The 24,285-nt window shown below is 51.3% G+C and carries 20 protein-coding genes; 7 read left to right on the forward strand and 13 right to left on the reverse strand.

Annotated elements, in window-relative coordinates; genetic code table 11:
- Positions 1–39 precede the first annotated feature (39 nt).
- Complete coding sequence (gene ribD / locus J1C60_RS13455; protein ID WP_128179290.1) at positions 40–1,149, reverse strand: bifunctional diaminohydroxyphosphoribosylaminopyrimidine deaminase/5-amino-6-(5-phosphoribosylamino)uracil reductase RibD; 1,110 nt, start codon at positions 1,147–1,149, stop codon at positions 40–42.
- A gap of 3 nt (positions 1,150–1,152) precedes the next feature.
- Positions 1,153–1,602 carry a transcriptional regulator NrdR gene (nrdR, locus tag J1C60_RS13460; RefSeq protein WP_128179289.1) on the reverse strand — a complete coding sequence of 150 codons (450 nt, stop codon included), beginning with the start codon at positions 1,600–1,602 and terminating at the stop codon, positions 1,153–1,155.
- A 385-nt stretch (positions 1,603–1,987) separates the two neighbouring features.
- Between nrdR and lysM the strand changes: the two genes are divergently transcribed.
- Together lysM and J1C60_RS13470 are read left to right on the forward strand one after the other, a co-directional pair.
- The gene (gene lysM, locus J1C60_RS13465) at positions 1,988–2,425 is read left to right on the forward strand and encodes a peptidoglycan-binding protein LysM (RefSeq protein ID WP_128179288.1); all 438 of its coding nucleotides are present in this window, start codon (positions 1,988–1,990) and stop codon (positions 2,423–2,425) included.
- A 31-nt stretch (positions 2,426–2,456) separates the two neighbouring features.
- Entirely contained in the window at positions 2,457–3,017 is a 561-nt protein-coding gene (locus J1C60_RS13470) for a SadB/YajI family lipoprotein (protein WP_128179287.1), read from the forward strand.
- Positions 3,018–3,224: 207 nt separating this feature from the next.
- Here J1C60_RS13470 and J1C60_RS13475 read toward each other — a convergent pair whose 3' ends face one another.
- From J1C60_RS13475 to queA, 6 genes are all read right to left on the reverse strand, one after another.
- Positions 3,225–3,575, reverse strand: coding sequence for a GFA family protein (locus J1C60_RS13475; RefSeq protein ID WP_128179286.1), 351 nt, complete (start codon positions 3,573–3,575; stop codon positions 3,225–3,227).
- Positions 3,576–4,007: 432 nt separating this feature from the next.
- Complete coding sequence (secF, locus tag J1C60_RS13480; protein WP_128179285.1) at positions 4,008–4,976, reverse strand: protein translocase subunit SecF; 969 nt, start codon at positions 4,974–4,976, stop codon at positions 4,008–4,010.
- Positions 4,977–4,986: 10 nt separating this feature from the next.
- Complete coding sequence (secD, locus tag J1C60_RS13485) at positions 4,987–6,834, reverse strand: protein translocase subunit SecD (protein WP_128179284.1); 1,848 nt, start codon at positions 6,832–6,834, stop codon at positions 4,987–4,989.
- A 27-nt stretch (positions 6,835–6,861) separates the two neighbouring features.
- The gene (gene yajC, locus J1C60_RS13490) at positions 6,862–7,194 is read right to left on the reverse strand and encodes a preprotein translocase subunit YajC (RefSeq protein ID WP_128179283.1); all 333 of its coding nucleotides are present in this window, start codon (positions 7,192–7,194) and stop codon (positions 6,862–6,864) included.
- 24 nt (positions 7,195–7,218) lie between these two features.
- The gene (gene tgt, locus J1C60_RS13495) at positions 7,219–8,343 is read right to left on the reverse strand and encodes a tRNA guanosine(34) transglycosylase Tgt (RefSeq protein WP_128179282.1); all 1,125 of its coding nucleotides are present in this window, start codon (positions 8,341–8,343) and stop codon (positions 7,219–7,221) included.
- A 79-nt stretch (positions 8,344–8,422) separates the two neighbouring features.
- The gene (queA, locus tag J1C60_RS13500; RefSeq protein ID WP_128179436.1) at positions 8,423–9,493 is read right to left on the reverse strand and encodes a tRNA preQ1(34) S-adenosylmethionine ribosyltransferase-isomerase QueA; all 1,071 of its coding nucleotides are present in this window, start codon (positions 9,491–9,493) and stop codon (positions 8,423–8,425) included.
- Between the two features lie 267 nt (positions 9,494–9,760).
- Between queA and J1C60_RS13505 the strand changes: the two genes are divergently transcribed.
- From J1C60_RS13505 to J1C60_RS13515, 3 genes are all read left to right on the forward strand, one after another.
- Positions 9,761–10,342, forward strand: coding sequence for an acyl carrier protein phosphodiesterase (locus J1C60_RS13505; RefSeq protein WP_128179281.1), 582 nt, complete (start codon positions 9,761–9,763; stop codon positions 10,340–10,342).
- 193 nt (positions 10,343–10,535) lie between these two features.
- Complete coding sequence (locus J1C60_RS13510) at positions 10,536–11,138, forward strand: peroxiredoxin C (RefSeq protein WP_128179280.1); 603 nt, start codon at positions 10,536–10,538, stop codon at positions 11,136–11,138.
- A 121-nt stretch (positions 11,139–11,259) separates the two neighbouring features.
- The gene (locus tag J1C60_RS13515; protein WP_128179279.1) at positions 11,260–12,510 is read left to right on the forward strand and encodes a mechanosensitive ion channel family protein; all 1,251 of its coding nucleotides are present in this window, start codon (positions 11,260–11,262) and stop codon (positions 12,508–12,510) included.
- Positions 12,511–12,691: 181 nt separating this feature from the next.
- Here the strand turns inward: J1C60_RS13515 and proY are convergent, their stop codons facing one another.
- The 5 genes from proY to phoB form a co-directional block, all read right to left on the reverse strand.
- Positions 12,692–14,047 (reverse strand): proline-specific permease ProY, encoded by a 1,356-nt coding sequence (gene proY, locus J1C60_RS13520; RefSeq protein ID WP_128179278.1) that lies wholly within the window; start codon positions 14,045–14,047, stop codon positions 12,692–12,694.
- Between the two features lie 116 nt (positions 14,048–14,163).
- On the reverse strand, positions 14,164–15,483 hold the full coding sequence (brnQ, locus tag J1C60_RS13525; RefSeq protein WP_128179277.1) for a branched-chain amino acid transporter carrier protein BrnQ: 1,320 nt from the start codon (positions 15,481–15,483) through the stop codon (positions 14,164–14,166).
- Positions 15,484–16,088: 605 nt separating this feature from the next.
- Positions 16,089–17,009 carry a PstS family phosphate ABC transporter substrate-binding protein gene (locus J1C60_RS13530; RefSeq protein WP_128179276.1) on the reverse strand — a complete coding sequence of 307 codons (921 nt, stop codon included), beginning with the start codon at positions 17,007–17,009 and terminating at the stop codon, positions 16,089–16,091.
- Complete coding sequence (gene phoR / locus J1C60_RS13535) at positions 17,006–18,340, reverse strand: phosphate regulon sensor histidine kinase PhoR (RefSeq protein ID WP_128179275.1); 1,335 nt, start codon at positions 18,338–18,340, stop codon at positions 17,006–17,008. Before phoR ends, J1C60_RS13530 begins: the two co-directional genes overlap by 4 nt.
- 14 nt (positions 18,341–18,354) lie before the next feature.
- Positions 18,355–19,044, reverse strand: a complete 690-nt coding sequence (gene phoB / locus J1C60_RS13540) for a phosphate response regulator transcription factor PhoB (protein ID WP_128179274.1) — start codon at positions 19,042–19,044, stop codon at positions 18,355–18,357.
- Positions 19,045–19,379: 335 nt separating this feature from the next.
- Between phoB and sbcD the strand changes: the two genes are divergently transcribed.
- Positions 19,380–20,603 carry an exonuclease subunit SbcD gene (sbcD, locus tag J1C60_RS13545; RefSeq protein ID WP_128179273.1) on the forward strand — a complete coding sequence of 408 codons (1,224 nt, stop codon included), beginning with the start codon at positions 19,380–19,382 and terminating at the stop codon, positions 20,601–20,603.
- On the forward strand, positions 20,600–24,277 hold the full coding sequence (locus J1C60_RS13550; RefSeq protein ID WP_128179272.1) for an SbcC/MukB-like Walker B domain-containing protein: 3,678 nt from the start codon (positions 20,600–20,602) through the stop codon (positions 24,275–24,277). The genes sbcD and J1C60_RS13550 overlap by 4 nt, the downstream gene beginning before the upstream one ends.
- Positions 24,278–24,285: the final 8 nt, after the last annotated feature.

The following is a 24,285-nucleotide window of genomic DNA, read 5'->3' on the forward strand; positions in this document are numbered from 1 at the left end:
ACGGCCTGCAACGCCTCCACCTGACACGTTTCCGGTACCCTAGCGGGAAACCGGCGTTAATGTCAGGCGTAAATCCGGTCCAACCTGCCGCACATCGCTAAAGCTAAATGTAGGCACATCGGCAAGATGTGTCAGTCCAGGCAGATGGCACAGTCCGCGCGCCGCATCGCCCAGCAGTTTCGGTGCAAGGTAGATCAGCACTTCATCAACCACACCCGCTCTCAGCAGCGCTCCTGAAAGTGTTGCCCCTGCCTCAACCCATACGGTGTTGATCTGCCGCTGGCCCAATAGCATCAGCAATGACACCAAATCCAACTGTTGATCTAACGCCGGCACGGTCAGTTGCTCAACCCCTTCCGGCCAACTTTCTGCATCCGGCGTGAGACGCGCCAGCCAGCTATTTCCCGGTTCGCCGATCAGCCGATGCTGAGGCGTTACGCGGTTATGGCTGTCAACTATCACCCTCACCGGCTGACGCAGTTTATCCTCTGCATAACTCGCCTGCGTCAGGCTATCAAACTCTTCCCAGCGCACCGTCAGCGACGGATCATCAACCAGCACCGTCTCACTACTGCTGAGGATCGCGGAACTTTGCGCACGCATACGCTGAACGTCACGCCGCGCTTCTGGTGACGTAATCCACTGACTTTCACCCGAAGCCATCGCCGTACGTCCATCAAGCGAAGCACCGAGTTTTAGCTGTACCCAAGGAAATCCCGTACGCATACGTTTCAGGAAGCCGCGATTGATCGCCTCAGCCTCCTGCATCATCAGGCCATGGCTCACTTCAATCCCAGCCTGCTGTATACGATACAGTCCCCTTCCGGCGACCTCAGGGTTTGGATCCTGCATAGCCGCCACGACACGTGCCACGCCAGCGTCAATCAGGGCATCGCAGCAGGGTGGTGTTCGGCCAAAATGGCTACAGGGCTCCAGAGTGACATACGCCGTTGCGCCCTTCGCCCGTTCGCCCGCCATCCGTAACGCATGTACTTCAGCATGTGGTCCGCCCGCCTTCTGATGATAACCTTCACCAACAATGATGCCATCTTTCACAATAACGCAACCGACGCTAGGATTTGGTGTCGTGGTGAACTGCCCGCGACGTGCCAGTTCCAGCGCCCGCGCCATATAATTTTCATCCTGCATTCTTCAGTCCTGTAATCGGGCTATCTCTTCACCAAACTCGCGGATATCCTCAAAACTACGGTAAACAGAGGCAAAGCGAATGTAGGCAACTTTATCCAGCTTTTTCAACTCATCCATCACCAGATTGCCAATCATCTTGCTGGGAACCTCTCGTTCTCCAGTAGCACGCAACTGGGTTTTAATGTGGCTTATGGCATTTTCGACATCATCAGAATTAACCGGGCGTTTTTCCAATGCCTTCATCATGCCGCTGCATAATTTATCTTCGTTAAAGGGCTCACGAACATCATTGCTTTTTACCACGCGTGGCATTACCAGTTCAGCCACTTCAAACGTAGTGAAACGCTCATGGCACACCAGGCACTGACGGCGACGGCGAACGGATGTCCCCTCTCCAACCAGTCGCGAATCAATCACTTTGGTATCCACAGCAGAACAGAATGGGCAATGCATAGCGCTTCCTGATAATTCACGAAATTGAGCCACAGTGTAGCGCGAAGTCGGTATTAACAAAATAACCGCAAGTGGCAATCGTGGTATACAAGTGGCTGTAAGAAATTGACTTAATAGACATCGACTTATTCTTGATCAACTGAAAAAACCGCTATGCTTAACAAACCGCTATAGCGGCATACCCTGAATTTACCCTACAAAGCAGGGTTGCAGATCGATGGCATATTCAGGATTAACCTGAACAGTACGTGTGCAGGTTAATGGTATGCACCACTGGCTCATACTCCCGGGGCTGACTGATGTCGCCAGATGGAGTATCGCCAACAAAATCTGCGGCCTGAAATATGACGGGTAGTGTTCACATTATGGAATGACTGGAGGTTATATGGGACTGTTTGACTTCGTAAAAGATGCAGGTGAAAAACTGTGGGATAAGGTAACAGGCGGCGACGACCAGAGCCAAAAGTTGCAGGAACACATCAACACGTTGGGTCTACCCGGCAGCGAGAAAGTGGAAGTAAAAGTCGTTGATGGAAAAGCCATCATCAGCGGTGATGCCGTCTCGCAGGAACTTAAAGAGAAGATCCTGATCGCTGCTGGTAACGTGGCAGGAATTACCCAAGTGGAAGACAAGGTATCTGTAGCACAAAGCGAACCCGAGGCACGCTTTTATCAGGTCAAGTCAGGCGATAACCTGAGTAAAATTGCTAAAGAGATGTACGGTGATGCTAACCAGTACAATAAAATTTTTGAAGCAAATAAACCAATGCTCAGTCATCCGGATAAGATCTATCCAGGACAAACGTTGCGTATCCCGCAGTAAACATTGGCTTGCAGGGAGCGGAAGAAGAGAGATGGTTAAATACAGGTTACCCTTAAGTATGCTGGCCGCAATCATTTTGCTGGCAGGCTGTGCATCACCGCCACAGCAAACCAAAGTAAATGAGCTGCACAATGAAGTCAGCAAACTCAATCAACAAATGCGTAAGCTGGTGACGCAGGCCTCCGCGCTGGAACAACAGGGCCAGTTGAATGCAAATTCAGCACGCGGAGCATGGCTTCTCCCAAGGGCGAATACCGGCGTCGTTTTGCAAAGCGATATCGGTGATCTGCGCTTATCGCTAAATTATGTGGAAGCCGAAGCGAACGGCACGCGGGCCATATTACATATCCGTGCCAACGGCGAACGCATGCTACCCGCCTTTACGGCAAAAGTTGAATGGGGTGAGCTGGATCCAACCACCGGTAAGCCGCTGACCGTTGATAGTCAATCGCAAACCATTGAAGTTCCCTCTTCTCTTCTTGCTAAAACGGAAGCGACTGTCCCATTACGTCTGAGTGGTATTGCACCCGACCAACTGGGTTTTGTACGCGTGCATGACCTGATGGCCGTCGCGAAGCCGTCAGCTCAATAAAGGGGACAGCTTCACGCCTCGGGTAAGGATTACCAGGGGCGTGAAATATATACGACACGGGTTATCATTCTGCTTCCTTACGGCCCCTGTAAAACACATGACACCCCAGCCCTCCTGAACGAGGGGTAATGTCTCGAATAAGGCCGGATGCCCGTTCGACCTAAAGCAACCATTGTCTGGCGAAGTCGACAAGAGACGAGAAAGCAATCAAGAACTTGCACCATCCAGTTGTTGAACAATCAGGCTATCAATATCGATCGACGGTACGCACCTTAAATTAATGGCGACAATTTCCTCGCCTCCCGGTCCCTTGCCACGCCCAAACGGTTGGCATCCACATATTGAGCAAAAATGGTGCGCAATATTGTGTTTATTGAAGTAATACTCAGTCAGCGAGTCCTCACCTTCCGTAAGGGAAAAACGCTCAGCAGGCACAAAGGACAGCAGAAAGCCCTTTCGCCGACAGTGGGAACAGTTGCAGCCGATCGCCTCCGTGGGCGTTTCCCCACTCACCTGGAAAGCGACGGCTCCGCAGTGACAGCTTCCTTCATATGCCATACGCAAGTCTCCTTCAGTGTTGGTTATTCGAACACGAATGATTCTTCTGCAGAACAGAGGGACGTAAAACAGATTCCATCCGCACTACATCTGTCAAACCATTAACGCCCCAGCCATAAGCGTTTTCAACACAAGAGCGGCTTTTGCGTCGCAGATAGAGGTGATTACAGGTGGCATGGCGAGCGCATTGATGCAATGTTGAATATAGTATGCCGCACCCGATGGTCAACTATCCGGTTCAGTCTGAAGCGCGGTTTTGAGAAGCTCGTATCATCGTAACAATTTAAAGGGCTGGTAAAAATATGCCTTCATGTGAATAGGCTCATTGCACGCGCCCCTGCAAATTGTATTTTCTCTTACCGGGAAAACATCATCGAAAAATAAAAAAGCCACGCATCTGCGTGGCTTTTCAGCATAAAAACCCGTTAGCTTTTATGGAAGGATCGACGGCTGATCCGCGCCCTCTTTTTCTACTTTCTGCTGGATCATATGCTCACGCTTCATGCCCAGTTTCAACGCCAGCGCAGAGGCGACGTAGATAGAAGAAATAGTACCGATAGAGACACCGATCAGCATCGTTAGTGAGAAGCCCTCCAGCAGCGCACCGCCGAAAATGAACAGCATCAATACCACCACCAGCGTCGTCGCCGATGTCATGATAGTACGGCTCAGCGTCTGCGTCAGTGAGACGTTGACGATATCGTAAGGCGTACCGCGACGGATCTTGCGGAAGTTCTCACGAATACGGTCCGATACCACGATGCTGTCATTCAACGAATAGCCAATCACGGACATCAATGATGCGATAATGGTGAGATCAATCTCAATTTGAAACAGCGAGAGGATCCCCATGGTGATTACGACATCATGCGCCAGTGCCAGCACGGCCCCCAGCGCCAGACGCCACTCAAAGCGAAACGCGACATAAATCAGGATGGCAATTAGCGCGACTAACAACGCCATACCGCCCGCCTGGGCTAAATCGCTACCCACGCTAGGCCCAACAAACTCAATACGCTTCACCGTTGCCGTTTGTTCGGTCGCCTGATTAATGACCGAAACCACTTTATTGCCCAGTTCCTGACCCGCATTCCCTTCGCTCGGTGACATACGTACCATCACGTCGCGGCTGCTGCCAAAGTTCTGCACCTGCGGCTCGACAAAACCGGCTTTTTCCAGCGAGCTACGTAACGTATCGAGCTCGGCGGGTTTCTCCAGAGTAATTTCAATTACCGTACCGCCGGTGAAATCGAGACCCCAGTTAAACCCGCGTACGCCCATCACAATCACCGAAGCGATCAGTAACAGGCCAGACAGGGTAAAGGCCACTTTATCCCAGCGCATAAAGTCATGAACTTTACGCCCGTAGTTTAGTTGTTCAACGCTATATTCCTGTGCCACAACGCACTCCTCAAATAGACAGCTTGTTGATGCGTTTGCCGCCATACAACAGGTTGACGATGGCACGCGTACCGACGATCGCCGTAAACATTGAGGTCACCACACCAATCGCTGTGGTAATCGCAAAGCCTTTAATCGAACCGGTACCCACAGCGTAAAGAATGATAGCCGTGATCAGCGTAGTAATGTTGGCATCCACAATACTGGAGAATGCACCTTTGTAGCCTTCATGAATCGCCTGCTGAATGGAACGTCCATTCTTCAGCTCTTCTTTGATACGCTCGTTAATCAATACGTTGGCGTCAACGGCCACCGCCAGCGTCAGAACAATACCGGCAATACCCGGCATAGTCAGCGTAGCCCCTGGCAACAGCGACATAATGCCGACAATCAGCACCAGGTTGGCAATCAGTGCAGAAGTCGCTATCACGCCAAACTTACGATAGTACACCACCATAAATACAATAGAGGCGATAAGCCCCCACAGGCAGGCTTCAAGACCTTGCGTGATATTTTGCTGTCCCATCGTAGGACCGATGGTACGCTCTTCCACTATCTGAATCGGCGCGATCAAAGCCCCCGCACGCAGCAGCAGTGATAACTGGCGCGCTTCGTTCGGGTTATTGATACCGGTAATTCGAAAACTGTTTCCTAAGCGTGACTGGATATTGGCAACGTTAATTACCTCTTCCTGCTTCTCAAGAATAGCGCGGCCCGTGGCATCTTTCTTACCGCTGTCTTTGTATTCAACAAACAGCGTTGCCATTGGTTTTCCGATATTGTCCCGGGTAAAATTGGACATCATATTCCCGCCCGCACCATCGAGTGAAATATTCACCTGCGGTTGGTTATATTCATCAGTGCTGGAGGTGGAATCGGTAATGTGGTCGCCCGTCAGAATCACACGCTTATACAGCACAACAGGCTGTCCTTCACGCATTTGCTTGACTTCAGAGTCACCCGGTACACGGCCATTTGCCGCAGCCGTAGCATCCGCACTCGTGTTAACCAGACGGAACTCCAGCGTCGCGGTCGCGCCGAGAATCTCTTTTGCACGTGCAGTGTCCTGAATCCCCGGTAGCTCAACAACGATACGGTCAGATCCCTGACGCTGCACCAGCGGTTCAGCAACACCGAGCTGGTTAACGCGATTACGCAGAATATTGATGTTCTGCTGCACCGCATATTCGCGGGCTTCGCGCAGGCGATCGTCACTCATCACCGCACGCAGTGCATTGCCGCTGCCGTTGGCGATCACTAAATCGCGATGGCGGCTGGTTAAATAGCTTACGGCATCATCACGGGTTTGTGCATCACGGAAACGGATTTCCACACCGTAGTTATCCAGCTTACGCACGTTGGTGTAAGGGATATTCTTTTCACGCAGATCGCTACGCAGGCCATCTGTATTTTGCTCTTGCAATTTGCCTAATGCGGTATCCATATCCACTTCCATCAGGAAGTGAACGCCGCCGCGCAGGTCAAGACCGAGTTTCATCGGCTCAGCTGCCAGCATGTTCAACCACATCGGTGTCGCAGGTGCCAGATTAAGCGCAACGACGTAATTCTCGCCAAGTACCTTCATAATCGCTTCACGGGCGCGCAACTGCACGTCCGTATTAGAGAAACGCGCCAAAATAGCACCGTTCTCCAGCGCAACTGACTTGCTCTGAATATTTTTTTCTTTTAATGCAGATTGGATCTGAACCAGCGTTTGCTCACTGGCGGCGCCACCGCGCGCACCAGTGATTTGAACAGCCGGATCCTCTCCATACAGGTTGGGAAGTGCGTACAACAGACCGACGAGAATCACGACGATCAACATGATGTACTTCCACAAAGGATAACGGTTTAACACGGCAGTTCCCTTAGGGAAAAACTAAAATTAAAGCGCCTTCATCGTACCTTTCGGCAGAACGGCAGCCACGAAATCACGTTTGACCACAACTTCCGTCGTATCGTTTAGCGCAATAGCGACATAACCCGTCTCAGCCACTTTGGTCACACGACCTACCAGACCGCCAGTTGTCAGCACTTCATCACCTTTGGCAATGGAATCCATCAGCTTCTTGTGATCTTTCGCACGTTTCTGCTGTGGGCGCAGGATCATAAAATAAAAAATCAGACCAAACACCACCAGCATGATAACCAGAGAATAAGGACTTCCCTGCGACGGTGCGCCTGCTGCAGCCACTGCGTCAGAAATGAAAAAGCTCATTAAATTTCCCTCATAGTTTAATTATCAGACGGCTAAAGGCGGAACTGCCTTCCCCGTCCGTTGATAGAACTCGGTAACGAAGCGCTCTAATTTACCCTCTTCAATAGCCTGCCGTAAACCTGCCATCAGGCGTTGGTAATAGCGCAGGTTATGAATGGTATTCAGACGCGCACCCAGTATTTCGTTACAACGATCAAGATGATGCAAGTAGGCGCGGCTGTAATTGCGACAGGTGTAGCAATCACACTCGGCATCCAGCGGAGACGTGTCATCTTTATGCTTCGCATTGCGGATTTTCACCACGCCGTCAGTGACGAACAGGTGACCATTACGCGCGTTGCGGGTGGGCATGACGCAGTCGAACATATCGATACCGCGACGGACACCTTCAACCAAATCTTCAGGCTTGCCGACGCCCATCAAATAGCGAGGTTTATCCTCCGGAATTTGCGGGCAAACATGCTCAAGGATACGGTGCATATCCTCTTTTGGCTCGCCGACCGCTAAACCGCCCACAGCGTACCCATCAAAGCCAATCTCTACCAGTCCTTTGACGGAGACATCACGTAAATCTTCGTAAACGCTGCCCTGGATAATCCCGAACAATGCATTCTTATTGCCGAGTGAATCAAAACGATCGCGACTACGCTGCGCCCAGCGTAGCGACATCTCCATCGAACGTTTGGCATAATCCCAGTCGGCAGGATAAGGAGTACATTCGTCAAAGATCATCACGATATCAGAACCGAGATCGTACTGAATCTCCATCGATTTTTCCGGATCAAGGAAAATCGGATCGCCGTTGATCGGATTGCGAAAGTGTACACCCGCCTCGGTGATCTTACGGATATCACCGAGGCTGAACACCTGGAAGCCGCCGGAATCGGTCAGGATGGGGCCCTTCCACTGCATAAAATCATGCAGGTCGCCGTGCAACTTCATGATCTCCTGGCCTGGACGCAACCAGAGGTGAAAGGTATTTCCAAGAATAATCTGCGCACCGGTATCCTGCACTTCTTCCGGCGTCATGCCCTTTACCGTACCGTAGGTGCCAACGGGCATAAATGCGGGCGTTTCAACCACGCCACGCTCAAAAACCAGACGGCCACGACGCGCACGGCCATCCGTCGTATCAAGTTCAAATTTCACATTACCTCCACCAGAGAAACAGTCTGATGTATTCAGATTAAAATGACCGACGCAGGGAATGCCCGCTATCGGCAAATAATTAGTTACCGACGACCTCTACCAGTGCCTGCGGGTTATGGCTAATAAACATCGCATCGCCGTAACTAAAGAAACGATATTGTTCGGCAACCGCCTGCTGGTATGCATACATGGTATGGCGATAGCCGGCAAAGGCGGAAACCAACATAATTAATGTGGATTCCGGCAGGTGAAAATTGGTAACAAGTGCATCAATCACCTGGTAGCGATAGCCCGGATAAATAAAAATTTTAGTGTCGTCAAAGAAAGGGGCAATCAATGCCTCTTTTGCTGCCTGAGCAGCACTCTCCAATGAGCGTACAGAAGTCGTCCCGACGGCGATGACTCGATTACCGCGTGATTTACAAGCCAGTACCGCATCAACCACGTCCTGCGGCACTTCGGCATACTCGGCATGCATAATGTGGTCTTCAATGCTATCGACGCGAACGGGCTGAAAAGTCCCGGCGCCAACGTGCAGCGTCACAAACGCCATTTCAATGCCTTTTTCACGCAGCGCCGCCAATAGCGGTTCATCAAAATGCAACCCGGCGGTGGGTGCCGCGACTGCGCCCGGACGCTGGCTATAAACAGTTTGATACAGTTCACGATCCGCATCTTCATCAGGACGATCGATATAAGGCGGCAATGGCATATGCCCGATAGCATTCAGGATATCCAGCACGGCACGCGTATCATCAAAGACGATTTCAAACAGTGTGTCATGACGTGCAACCATTGTTGCTCTGACGTTCTCATCCTCACCAAGCAGCAACTCTGCGCCGGGCTTAGGTGATTTTGAGGACCGCACATGCGCCAACACCCGCTTATCATCAAGCATGCGTTCAACCAGCACTTCGATTTTACCGCCGCTCGCTTTCCGCCCAAAGATACGCGCCGGAATAACGCGCGTGTTATTAAAGACCAGTAAATCGCCGGGATTAAGCTTGTCCAGCAAGTCGGTAAAGATGCCATGCGTCAGCGCGCCGCTCGGCCCATCAAGAGAGAGCAACCGGCATCCGCTGCGCTGGGGCTGCGGATAATGGGCAATCAAAGACTCAGGTAAGACAAAAGAAAAATCGGCAACGCGCATGGTTAACATCTTCAGGTCCGAAACAGGCGGCATAGTTTAGCTGAAAAGCCATCAATTCTAAACAACGGGCTGAGTTTATTACCAAAAATCCACGATGATCCAAGATGCGGCGGCCTCCAGGGATGAAGGCTCACCCACCGTCATTGGCGTTGTAGCAAGGCAGCAAGAGAAGGAATCCCGATAAGCTGACACCTGTCAGTGATTCGGGTGAGTGAACGCCGCTAACACGGCTACAACGTCAAGGAGGAAGGGTATATACTGATTGCCATGAACTTCTTAGCCCACCTTCACTTAGCCTCATTGGCTGATAGCTCCTTACTCGGTAATCTGATGGCAGATTACGTGCGCGGCAACCCTTATGTTGCCTGGTCAAAGCCAGTAGCTGACGGAATTTCGCTGCATCGCCGTGTTGATGCGATGACAGATTCTCTGCCTGAAGTACGCGAGGCGCGAGGGTATTTTCGCGCGGCAACCCGCCGCGTTGCGCCGATTACGCTGGATGTTATTTGGGATCATTTTTTAGCATTAAACTGGGATCGCGTGCAGCCGGACATTTCCCTGCATGCTTTTTTACAACAGGCACAATCCGTGATCGAACCTCAATTAGCGATAACACCAGAGCGCTTTCAGAATCTTAATCGTTATTTATGGAAAGAACGCTGGCTGGAGCATTATGCTGACGCAGAATATTTAGAAAAGGTATTGCGAGGCATGGCTTCACGGCGTCCTCGTCTCGCTTCGCTCAGCGACTCATATCAGGATTTCGCCACGCATTATCATCTGTTTGCCACACATTTCTGGCAGTTTTATCCCCGGATGATGGAACGTGCGCGTCAACAGACGCTGTGAACCAACAGGATGATTTGATGCTTGCCCTTTTCACAAAAAGGGTTATTGTATTAGTTCGAATTGATAATTCATATTTTTCAATAGGCAAAGCCTATCTGATTAATCGGCGGTACACACTAGTTTCTGACAAGGCTAAGCCTCTATACTGCTCGCGTCTTATCACATTAACCTAAACTACTTTACAGGAGTGAACATGGTCCTGGTAACTCGTCAAGCCCCTGATTTTACTGCAGCTGCCGTACTGGGCAACGGTGAAATTGTTGAAAATTTCAACTTTAAAAAACACACCGCTGGTAAAGCCACCGTTGTGTTCTTTTGGCCAATGGACTTCACCTTCGTCTGCCCTTCTGAACTGATCGCTTTTGATAAGCGTTATGCAGAGTTCCAGAAACGTGGCGTTGAAGTTGTCGGTGTTTCTTTTGACTCTGAGTTCGTTCACAACGCATGGCGTAAAACCCCTGTTGATAAAGGCGGCATCGGCGAAGTGAAATACGCGATGGTTGCTGACGTTAAGCGTGAAATTCAGAAAGCTTATGGAATCGAACACCCAGATGCAGGTGTTGCGCTGCGTGGTTCTTTCCTGATCGACAAAGCTGGTGTTGTTCGTCACCAGGTTGTTAACGATCTGCCACTGGGCCGTAATATCGACGAAATGATTCGTATGGTTGACGCGCTGCAGTTCCACGAAGAGCACGGCGAAGTTTGCCCTGCACAGTGGGAAAAAGGAAAAGAAGGGATGGGTGCATCTCCGGAAGGCGTTGCTAAGTACCTGTCTGAAAACGCAAACAACCTGTAATCCAGGTCAGTTTGTTGGAAAAGCTCGCTTCGGCGGGCTTTTTTATTTTATATGGTTTATCAAAAGTCTAACGTTGCAAAATAGGTTAGCCAGGATATTTTCAAAAGCAAAAGGATGCTGAATGCAATACCAAATACAAAAATGGCTGGAAAAGCTGGGTATTCACTACACCGAAATAGCCGCTATTATCGCCGTAATTCTTCTTATTGTGGTTATTTCACTTATCGTACATGGGCTATTACGTCGCCTTGTGCTTCCCTTTCTTCAGCACCGGGCCGATAGCAGCACACGGCAATGGCCAAAAGTGCTGATGCAGCATAAATTATTCAGCCGCGTTGCGCTGCTGGCGCAGGGGATTTTGTTGCAAATTCTGTCCGCCTGGTTCCTTTCCGGCAACGAACATACCTATTCCATTTTACTGATCGCTTCGCAAATATGGGTGACGCTATTTTCATTGTGGGTACTGTTTTCATTGCTGGATGTGTTGTTGGCGCTGTCGGCAAACAGCAACATGGCGGATCAATTACCGCTGCGTGGCATTTTTCAAAGCATTAAGCTGATCGCGGCGATCGTTGTCGGCATCATGATCGTCTCAATACTCATTGGGAAATCACCCTTGGTGCTGATCACCGGCCTGGGTGCGATGACCGCTGTACTGATGCTGGTATTTAAAGATCCGATCCTCGGTTTAGTCGCCGGCATCCAGCTTTCAGCCAACAATATGCTGAAATTAAACGACTGGCTGGAGATGCCTAAATATGGGGCTGATGGCGCGGTAGTCGATATTGGCCTGACAACGGTAAAAGTACGCAACTGGGACAACACCATTACTACGATCCCCACTTATGCGCTGATTTCAGATTCTTTCAAGAACTGGCGTGCGATGTCAGAATCCGGCGGACGACGTATTAAGCGCAGCATTAATATTGATGCCACCAGCATCCACTTTCTGAGCAATAAAGAGATGGATGAACTGAAACGAGCCCAACTGTTAGCGCCTTATATCGATAGCAAGCGCCTGGAAGTGGGTGAATATAATGCCCTGCTGGACTGCGACCTCGACACACCGCTGAACGGGCGACATCTGACTAATATCGGAACCTTTCGCATATGGCTGGAGAGCTGGCTGAAATCACATCCCCGTACTCATAAAGGCATGACCTTAATGGTGCGCCAATTGGCCCCGACCCCGGAGGGACTGCCGATTGAGATTTATGCCTTTGCGAACACGACCGTTTGGCTCGAGTATGAACGCATTCAGTCAGATATCTTCGACCACATTTTTGCTGCACTGCCCGCCTTCGGCTTACGCGTTCATCAAACGCCTACCGGGCATGACATGCGAAATATCGGTGTAGCGCCCCAGCCCTAGCGCCGCGGCTCTTTCCATCGCCAGGCAGGCCCTTTTCAGGGCATGCCTGGCTGATAACATCACCGAAATAACAGAGATACGTTTCAGTCGATCACATCCGTACTCAGCCCGGCCTTACCCTTATGTTTTTTCCCTGATAATACATATCAACGACCAGTGAGCACCAACAGACCCTGTCGCCTCAGCGACACACACGTTTTTTAACCGCGTAGCCAGCCAGCAAAATACCGATCCATACCATGCCTACATAGAGTGAAACACGCGTGTCAGGGAAATAGCCGATTAACGCGATAATAAAGACCAGAAACAGCACGCCCACTGTCGCGGTGAAAACGCCACCAGGCAACGCAAATTTCAATCCTCGCGCATCTTCTTTCGTTAATGTCCGCCGAAACGCAATTTGTGAGCACAGGATCATTATCCATACCCAAACGGTCGCAAAGGTCGCCAGCGAGGCGATCACCAGAAACACTTTCTCTGGCATCAGGTAATTCAGATATACCGCCGCCAGCATTGCCAGCATCATCACCAGCACCGTGACCCATGGAATACCACGGCGCGAGACGTGCATAAAGATCTTTGGCGCATGTCCCTGCTCCGCCATACCGTGCAACATGCGTCCCACACCAAATACATCGCTATTAATGGCTGACAGCGAGGCGGTGATCACCACAAAATTAAGAATAGAGGCCGCAGCGGCAATCCCAAGATGCTGAAAAGTTAGCACAAACGGGCTACCTGCCGTACCGACCTGATTCCATGGATAGATCGACATAATGACAAACAGCGTACCAACGTAAAACACCAGGATACGTAGCGGAACCGAATTGATCGCGCGGGGAATCGACTTTTCTGGCTCTTCTGCTTCACCTGCCGTAATCCCAATAATCTCAATTCCACCGTAAGCAAACATCACCATTTGCAGCGAAAGCAGCATCCCCACAATACCATGCGCGAAGAAACCGCCGTGGGTCCAGAGATTATGGATACCCGTTGGCTGCCCACCGTTACCAATTCCCCAGAAAATAATACCGAAGCCGGCCATAATCATGATGATGATGGTGGCGACTTTAAAGAAAGAAAACCAGAATTCCACCTCACCAAAAACCTTCACACTCATCAGATTAACTGCACCGATGATCAGTACTACGCTCAAGACCCATATCCAGTGTGGTACCTCAGGAAACCAGACCCCCATATAGATACCAAAGGCGGTAACGTCAGCGATCGCAACGATCAGGATCTCAAAGCAGTATGTCCAGCCGGTGATATAGCCCGCCAGCGGCCCCAGATAATCTTGCGCATAACGAGAAAATGAGCTGGCTTGCGGGTTATTAACCGACATTTCCCCTAATGCACGCATGATAATGTATGCGACAGCACCGCCGATAATATAGGCCAGCAACACGCTTGGACCGGCCATGCGTATTGCGTCTGCTGAACCGTAAAATAGCCCGGTTCCAATCGCTGATCCCAACGCCATAAACCGGATATGGCGAGTGCTCAATCCTCTTTTGAGCTTATTTGTTTCTTGCATAGCCACTCACACCTGTAAAAATACAAGGTCGGTTTATAGCCGACCTTTTATGACTGCCTTTAATGAAAAAACCACGGGCTTGCCCGTGGTTAAGTTAAAGAGAAAACTAACTCATATTACTGCTGTACCGCCACCTGCTCACGTCCCATGACCCGATCGCAAATCGCTACCAGAATCAATATAGCCAGCGAAGGCGGTAACCAGGAAAGTCCCTGTTCTGCCAGCGGCAGGCTCTGGCTCCAGGCCGGCAACATTGCGCTAAAGTGTGTGGCCTTAATCGCATCAATAAAACCAAATACCAGGCTAACCAGCATCGTCGGCGCAATAATACGGCTGCTCTTGTTCCACCAGTTAAGGGTAAAACTCAGTACCACCAACACAATGCAAGGCGGATAAATCGCCGTCAGCACCGGAATGGAGATCTGGATCAGATGGCTTAGCCCCAGATTCGATACCACCATGGAGAACAGACCAAGGATAAACACCAGTGTCCGGTAAGAGAGCGGAAGGTACTGCTCAAAGAATTCGGCACAGGCACAGGTTAATCCTACCGCCGTCACAATACAGGCAACGAAGATCAGCGCAGCCAGGAAGAAACTGCCCATGCTGCCAAACGTCTGCTGAACGTAAGCGTGTAAGATCGCTGCACCGTTTGCATTTTGGTCAACGATTCCACCGCTACCCGAACCCAACTTAAACAGCGCCAGATAGACCAGCGTCAAGCCAACACCAGCAATCAGCCCGGCAAGCACGGTATAGCGCGTCAGCAATTTACCATCGGTCACGCCACGCGAGCGGGCCGCATTAACGATAACGATCCCAAAGACCATGGCACCCAGGGTATCCATGGTCAGATAACCATTGATGAAACCGTTAGAAAACGCCGCGTGCTGATACACATCCGTCGCCGTGGTAACCGAACCCGCCGGCCACATAATCGCAACCACGCCTAATACCGTAAGCGCAACGATTTTCAGCGGAGCCAGAATATGCCCGACGGTATCCAGCAATTTCCCCGGATATAGCGAGATGCCGATGACCAAAATAAAATAGACCAGGCTGTAAATAAACAGTGGCATTGCGCCATCGCCGGTAAGCGGTGCAATTCCCACTTCGAAGGAGACCGTTGCTGTACGTGGTGTGGCAAACAAAGGGCCAACAGCCAGATAACAAACGGTAGCCAGCAGCAAACCGGCTGCTTTACCGATCGGCGAGCTCAGAGCATCCACGCCACCGCCAACGCGTGCCAGCGCGATCACGGTCATCACCGGCAGACCTACTGCGGTAATAAGAAACCCCAGGGCTGCAATCCAGACATGTTCGCCGGACTGAATCCCCACCATCGGAGGAAAAATGATGTTACCTGCGCCAACGAACAGAGCAAACGTCATGAAACCCAGCGCAAGAATATCTTTTGAAGCTAAACGATGTGTCATAAAAAAGCCGTAATATCTGTTACTGATGTTGTGAAGGAGTCGTGTTTTGCGGTTATCAACTCTGTCTGCGTTAAAAGGCAGTCATAACTGGCGCTATTCGCAGCCGCAGTGTGCAAGCAAATGGCCGGATGCAGATAATTTGAACTATTTTTCTTCTGCTTACAGAGGATATATACCCAACCTATCCCGAATGGGCTGGCCCCGGTGAACGTCGCAAAAGAAGAAACAGCTACGAGCTCACAGATGCAGTCAATCCGCCCACAGCCGGAATATGGCAGAGTATATCGACAACGGCGCTAAGTTAAACGTTTATAGCGGAGAAAGGCAACACGGGATCAAAAAAGCAGAGTGATATGCCAGTTAAATTTTAAAAAGCAGTTTATCGCTTCAATATTTAACTAAAGCACATCATATGATTTGTATTTTTTTTGAACAGCCCGGAGGCAAGCTGGTCATTCAGGCAGCATAATTCGCACAAAACCCGCATTTTTACACTACCGTCTGCACAAGTTTACGCCATCTGCGTTTATCTTTCTTAGCGACGCATCCACAGCGCTTCGTTCCTCACCGACAATGCCTGTCAACGGTTTCGCGATAATGCGAACTCATTCAAGCAGAGCTCTGGCTATAGCGGCCTGTTGGGCTGAGAGCGGTAAATATCCCGCACGCCCCACCAAACCTTGTCCGGTGGGTGAAAGAACCTGCTTTAGAAAAGCGGCGGTTAGAGGCTCCAACGGCTTGCCTGGTGCCTTGTTGATATAGATATAGAGCGGGCGTGCATAAGGGTACTTCCCGCTACGAATATTGTCCGCCGTGGGTAGAATCGCTTCCCCTCCATCACGCGCCAGTGGAACCGTTTTGACACCGCTGATATGAAAGCCAATGCTGGTATAACCAATGCCGTTCAGTGAACCAACAACAGCCTGAACAACTGCAGCCGATCCCGGATATTCGCTAACATCATTGCGGAAATCGCCCTGGCACAGTGCCTGTTGTTTGAAAAAACCCCATGTTCCTGACGCTGAGTTACGACCAAAACGCTGAATGCTACGCTGCTGCCAGCCGGGCTGACGCAGCCCCACATCTCCCCAGTTTTTTGGTGATGTGGTTGCTCCGCATTGACGCGTGAGCGAGAAAATAGCATCAAGTTGTTGCGCGTTAAGCGCCACTAACGGATTGTCCTGATTAACGACCACGACTAGCGCATCCATCGCCACAGGGATCGCCAGCGGCGGGTAACCATAACGCTGTTCAAAGAGCTGTCGTTCACCCAATTGCATCGGCCGACTCATCGCACCTAACTGCGCCGCACCGGCGGCAAGCGCTGTCGGTGCCGTCGACGATCCCGCCGCCTGAATCTGAACATTGACGCCCGGATACTGGCGGTTAAAACTCTCGCCCCAAAGCGCCATCAAATTACCCAGTGTATCGGAACCGACACCCGATAAATTTCCCGCCAGCATTCCCTCTTTTGCCTCGGCTGGCATTGACAGCAGCAGCGCTACCGCCAAAAACCATAATTTCATACCTCGCGCCTGCTGGTAGCCCGCGCGCTATTTTCCGGCAGCTTGTGGTTCACAATAAGGCCGGGGGCCAGCGTAAAAGTAAAGCAGGTTTCCACTCCGGGCTGACTGGTAATATCCAGCCTCGCATTATGGTGGCTCAACGCATGTTTCACGATAGCCAACCCCAATCCACTACCGCCCGTGGTACGCGATCGCGCTTTATCGACACGATAAAAACGCTCGGTCAAATGAGGAATATGCTCTGATGGAATACCCGGTCCATTGTCCTTGACCGCAAACTGCGCACCCTGCTTATTTTGCAGCCAGCTAATATCGATCCGCGTACCCTCTGGGGTATGATTTATGGCGTTATAGACCATATTCGAGATTGCGCTACGTAACTGTTCATCATTACCGTAAACACGCAGGTGAGGATCGGTATGAAAATAGATCTCATGGCGCCCGCTACTTAAGGTTTCCGCCTCGCGCTGCAGTAAGCGCAGCATCATTGGCACATCAACGGTTTCCTGCAGATCAATCGCGGGAGCCGCCTCAATGCGCGAAAGCGTTAATAGCTGTTTGACCAGACTATCCATGCGGCGCGTCTGCTCCTGCATCGTGTTTAACGCCTTGTTACGCGATGGCCCTTCGAGTACCGAATCATTCATCATCTCCAGATATCCCTGCAATACGGTCAAGGGTGTGCGTAACTCATGACTCACATTGGCAAAAAAGTTCCGGCGAGCACCTTCCAACTGGTGCATCTGGGTGACATCACGCGCCACCATCAACCATTGCCCCTCGCTGTAGGGCATCACACGGAATTCAAGATGACGGTGATTATTCAACACCAGGGTTAGCGGGCGAGCAAAATCACGTTGGCGCAGATAGCGGGAAAATTCAGGGTAGCGCAAAAGATTAAGGATATTTTGCCCGTTATCTTCTGGCCAGCGCAGACCAAGATGCTGTTGCGCTAAACGGTTACACCAAAAGATATTGCCCTCTTCGGTAATGAGTACCACCGCATCAGGGAGTGATTCCGCCCCACTGCGAAAGCGTTTAATCAAATTGCCCAACTCGCGACGCCGACGGCGGTTGCGCAGTTGCATCTGATAAAGGCCATAAAATAGCGGTTCCCAACTGCCCTTACCCGATGGCGGCGTCATAGTGCGATCGACCCAAAGCCAATGGGACAAGCGCAATATGTTCACGAAATGCCACCCCAGCATCCCGAGTACCGACAACAGAAGCAACCACGGTAAGTAACCGACCAACAGCCCGATAACCAATGCTGGCAGGCATGCCAGCAGTAGCTCAATCAGTAATCCCTTCCAGGAGAGGCGTTCCAGCACGGTTTAGACCCCGATCAATAGCGAGCGGAGAAACGGTACCCCGTCCCGCGTACGGTTTGAACCATGCGGTCGTGGCCCGTCACCTCCAGCGCTTTACGCAAACGGCGGATATGAACATCAACGGTACGGTCTTCAACGTATACATTGGTACCCCAGACGTGATTCAGTAGTTGCTCACGACTATAAACCCGCTCCGGGTGAGTCATAAAAAAGTGCAACAGCTTATATTCTGTTGGTCCCATTTCAAGTGGCGTCGTTTCCGCCATCACTCGATGCGATGAAGGATCAAGACTCAACCCTTGAATTTCAATCACCTCTTCTACCGCCATCGGTGAAATACGGCGCATCACTGCCTTAATACGTGCAACCAGTTCCTTCGGTGAAAATGGCTTGGTAATATAATCATCCGCACCGACTTCCAGGCCACGAACGCGATCTTCTTCCTCGCCCCGGGCGGTTAACATCATTACCGGGATCTCACGCGTCATCGCTTCGCGCTTCAGGTGTTTGATAAACTGAATACCGCTGCCACCCGGTAGCATCCAGTCAAGCAGGATTAAATCCGGCCAGGGTTCGATCAGCATATTGATCGCGCTGTCATAATCTTCTGCTTCAATCGGTTGATAATCATTTTGCTCGAGAACGAAACACAACATCTCACGAATTGGGGCTTCATCTTCGACTACCAAAATGCGCTTAGCCATTATTGCTCCTGCGAATGTGACCATTTGTCACTGGGATTTGCGGCGTCATTATGCGTCAGTTTTATGACATATTTATGAAAAATGCACGGGTAGGTGCCGCCTTTAATACTCTTTAATGACAGCCCCGACGGCATGAAAACAGCCTGTTCTGGGGCTTACCTACACCTGATCAGGCAACTGTCACAGTCTGATATCGGCATAATCGCCCTCTCCCCCCCGGAATGAATAAGCAATCATGTCATCTTACCGGATGAGTTGACTCGCTCCGCTTCCCCTGCAACGCCAATTATTTAGGGTATAATCGGCACATCGCGTTGTGCTTTGCAGGGAATTTTATGCGCATTATTCACACCTCGGACTGGCACTTAGGTCAATTTTTTTATACCAAAAGTCGGGCTCCTGAGCATCAGGCCTTCCTCGACTGGTTGTTAAATAGCGTAGAACAACATCAGGTTGATGCGGTGATCGTTGCCGGTGATATTTTTGATACCGGTTCGCCACCGAGTTACGCGCGTGAAATCTATAACCGCTTTGTGGTTCAACTCCAGCAAACAGGCTGCCAACTGGTCGTGCTGGGTGGCAATCACGATTCGGTGGCCACCCTGAATGAATCGCGCGAGCTGTTAGCCTGCCTTAATACGCGTGTCATTGCTGCCGCCAGCGATAATATCGACGACCAGGTGCTGTTGTTAAAAAACCGGCAGGGCGAGCCCGGTGCACTCCTTTGTGCAATCCCCTTTTTGCGTCCGCGCGATATTATTCATAGCCAGGCGGGACAATCGGGACGAGACAAACAGCAAACGTTACTGGACGCCATCGCTGAACACTATCAGCGTTGTTACCGGCAGGCGGAAACACACCGTGAAACGCTCGGCCTTTCGCTGCCGATCATCGCGACCGGTCATTTAACCGCCATGGGCGTAACCCAAAGTGATGCCGTACGCGATATCTACATTGGAACGCTGGATGCTTTTCCTGCTCAGGCGTTTCCCCCCGCAGATTATATTGCCCTCGGACATATTCATCGCGCCCAGCGCGTGGCGAATAACGATCGTATTCGCTACTCTGGCTCCCCCATTCCGCTCAGCTTTGATGAGCTAGGTAAAGAGAAAAGCGTTTTTTTACTGGAGTTTAACCAATCGACGCTAGACCACATTCATACCCTGCCCATTCCCCGCTTTCAGCCCATGCGGATGATCAAAGGATCGCTGGAGGAAATAGAGCAGCAGTTGCTGCAGTTTGAGGCGGACAGCAATGGAAAAACCATCTGGCTTGATATTGAAATCGCCACTCAAGAGTACCTAAGCGAAATGCAACGTCGTATTCAGGAACTCACCGCAGGGCTGCCGGTAGAGGTCGTCCTATTACGCCGCAGCCGTGAGCAGCGCGATCGGGTGATTGCGCGGCAGGATAATGAAACACTGAGCGAATTGAGCGTGGAAGACGTCTTTGCCCGCCGCCTTGCTCTGGAAGAAGAGATGCCATCCGAACGCCAGCAACGCGCACAACAATTGTTTGCCGAAACGCTGGACGCAATTCGTCATGAGGCGCAGCCATGAAAATTTTGACGCTACGCTTTAAAAACCTCAACTCGCTGAAAGGCGAATGGAAAATCGATTTTACTTCAGAGCCCTTTGCCAGCAACGGCCTGTTTGCCATCACCGGTCCAACGGGTGCCGGTAAAACGACGATTCTCGATGCTATTTGTCTGGCGCTTTACCATGAAACGTCACGGCTGGGAAAAATCTCTCAGTCGCAAAACGATCTGATCACACGCGATACCGCCGACTGCTTAGCCGAAGTAGAGTTTGAAGTGAAAGGTGAGGCCTGGCGTGCTTTCTGGAGCCAAAATCGCGCGCGCGGTGCAGTAAGCGGTAACTTACAGGCGCCACGCGTAGAGCTGGCACGTTGCGCTGATAATCGCATTGTTGCCGATAAGGTGAATGACAAACTGAAGATGACCGAGGCCTTAACCGGTCTCGATTTCGATCGCTTCACTAAATCAATGATGCTCTCGCAAGGACAATTTGCCGCCTTTCTTAACGCAGACGCCAACGCGCGTGCCGCGTTACTTGAAGAACTTACTGGAACCGAAATTTACGGCCGTCTGTCAGCCGAAGTCTTTGAGCGACATAAAAACGCGCGCACGGCGCTGGAAACCCTTCGCGCTCACGCATCCGGCATGGCGCTACTCGACAATGCAATGCATGAAGCGTTAACGCAACAGCAAGCGCAGCTCAGTGCACAGGAGCAGGTACTGACGTCAGCGCTGCATCAACACCAGTTAGAACAGCAGTGGTTGATGCAGCAAGATAAACTGCAGCAGGACGGCGCGCAGGCGCAGCGCGCGAGGCTGTTAGCTGAAGAGGCGTGGCATGAAGCTCAGCCCGCCCGATTACAGCTGGCGCAGGCCGAACCCGCCGAAAAGCTGCGTCCGCTGTGGCAATGGCGTAACCAGCAGCAGCAAGATCTGCACGCACAGGAAGCACAACACCAGCAACTTAGCGAGCAGCTACAACAGGGCAGCATCCAGCTACACGCGCTCAGTGAACAGCAACAGCAGGCAGAAACGACCCGCAGTACATTGAATAAACAGCGTCAGCAGCAGGAGGCGTTGATCAGTGACAAAATCCTCCCGCTTGATAATCAGATTGCTACGCTACGCCAGCAAAGCGAACAACACGCCAAAACACTAAGTGAGCACCAACTTTCATTACAGAAAAAACAGCAGGCTCAGCACCAACAGGCAAACCAGTTAGCCAACTTGCAACAGTTACAGCAGCAGCACCAGCAGTGGCGTGAAAGCCACAGTGCTATCGCCCAATGGGGCGATTCACTGCGTTCCTGGCGCATCAGCTTTACACAACAGCAAAAAAGTGAACAAACGCTGTCTGCGCTGTTAACGCGTGAAAAAGAACAGGTAAATCGACTGCAGCAACAGCAGCAGATGCGGGAACAACTTGCCGCCCAACGTGCACCGCTGGACGCCGGACGTCTGCTTGCTCAGCAGCAGCTTGATCTCGCGGAGCAAGCGCTGGCCGCGCTGGAACAGCAGTACCCTGAAGCTATCTTACGCGATACGTTGGATCAATTAGCGCGGCAGCGGCCGCATCGGCAGCAGCTGGCGTTGCTTTCCCCACAGCTATTACAATTCAGCCAGCGCCAGCAGAAACAACAACAGACACAACAGACGCTGGAAAGTCAGTTACAGCGTGATCGACAGCAACTCCTCACGCTGCGTAGTGAATGGAAAAACAGAAAACAGCACTATCAGGATCTGGAAGCACGCTGCAAGCTGGAACAGCACATTGCCGACCTAGAGCACTATCGTGCGCAGTTGCAGGAAAATCAGCCCTGTCCACTTTGTGGCGCTTTGTCACATCCCGCGATTGAAGAATATCGCGCGCTCGTGCCGTCTGAAAATCAACAGCGCCTGCAGGCGCTGGAAAAAGAGGTTCACCTGCTGTTTGAACAGGGTACAGCAAAAAATGAGCAGGTTAAGCTACTCACCGGACAGGCAGAAAACCTGCAGCAGGAGATAAAAGAGAACCAAGCAGACACGGCCCGACTGACCCAACAATGGCAGACGATTGCTCGTGAGTTGGCACTCACCTTTAGCCCGCTGGATACAACGGCATTCAATGACTGGCTGGCACAGCAGGAGCAACAGGAAGCGTACCAACAGCAAATATTGCTCCGGCATGAACAGGCTGGCCGCAAACGGCAGCAGGCAAAAGATGCCTTAACCGAACGGGAGCAGGCAATACAGCAGTTACATCAGGCACAGCAACTGGCGCAGCAACAAGAAGAAAATCTACGCCAAACGTACCAGGAGCTGCAAAAACAGTGCGTTCTGGAACGGCAACAGATTCAGCAACAGCAGGATGACTTTACCGCAGAGTTGGCAAAGTATCAGCTGACACCGCCTGGCCGCGATGAGGTCGAAAGCTGGCTGCAGACTCGCCAGGATGAGTGGCAACGCTGGCAGCAAAGTGAACACGCCCTGAGCGAGCTCGCGCCACAGCAGGCATCGCTCCAGGGTAATCAGGATGCGCTGGCCAATGCGCTGAGTGACCTGCAACAACATATCGCCCGCTTAGAGCAAGAGCAACAAGCGTTACGACAACGTGGTGATGAATTGCAGCAGCAACGTCTGCAACTCTTTGGTGAGCGTCAGGTGCAAACTGTTCGTCAACAGCTACAGCAGGCCAGTGATGATGCAGATCGCCATTGTGCATCAATGCAACAGCGCTGGCTGACGGCACAGAATCAGATAAATACCCTGACCGGACAGCATAAATCACTAAGTGAGCAGTTACATACGCTACAGCAGCGGTTAACAGAGGCAAATAACCAGTTTAGCGTTGCGCTACAAAACAGCCATTTTGCTGATGAAGCCGCATTGAGTGCTGCTTTACTGGATGAGACGATAATGCAACAACTGCGGGCACAGCAGCAACGGTTGGAACGTCAACACCAGCAAGCCGCTGCGGTTGAACAACAGACGCTGAAAGCACAGCAGGAGCATCAAGCCCGGCAACCAGAAAATCTGTCCATGCATCAGGGACAGCTCAGCGAACACATTGACGCACTCCGTGCAGAAATACGTGACAACGCGCAACAGCAAGGTCAGGTACGCCAACAGCTACAGAGCGACAGCGAGCAACGTATTAAGCAGCAGGCGCTGCTAGAGCAAATTGCCACTGAAGAGCAGCGGGTAGACGATTGGAGCCTGCTGAACCAACTGATCGGCTCCAGTACCGGTGATAAATTCAGAAAATTTGCCCAAGGTCTGACGTTGGATCATTTGGTATGGCTGGCAAATAATCAGCTCAATCGTCTACATGGCCGCTATCTTTTACAGCGAAAATCACAGGAGATGCTGGAACTTCAGGTGATTGACACCTGGCAGGCCGATGCCCAGCGCGATACCCGCACACTGTCCGGTGGAGAGAGTTTCCTTGTCAGTCTTGCGCTGGCATTGGCTCTCTCCGATCTGGTCAGCCATAAAACGCGGATTGAATCGCTATTCCTCGATGAGGGCTTTGGCACGCTGGATGCCGAAACACTGGATACCGCGCTGGATGCGCTGGATGCGCTTAATGCCAGCGGCAAAACCATCGGCGTAATCAGTCACGTCGAGGCGATGAAAGAACGCATTCCGGTACAAATAAAAGTGCGCAAAGTCAACGGGCTGGGCTACAGCAAACTGGAGTCGCCATTTTCAGTTTAATCGCCCTT

The sequence above is a fragment of the [Pantoea] beijingensis genome (assembly GCF_022647505.1).
Classification (GTDB): domain Bacteria; phylum Pseudomonadota; class Gammaproteobacteria; order Enterobacterales; family Enterobacteriaceae; genus Erwinia; species Erwinia beijingensis.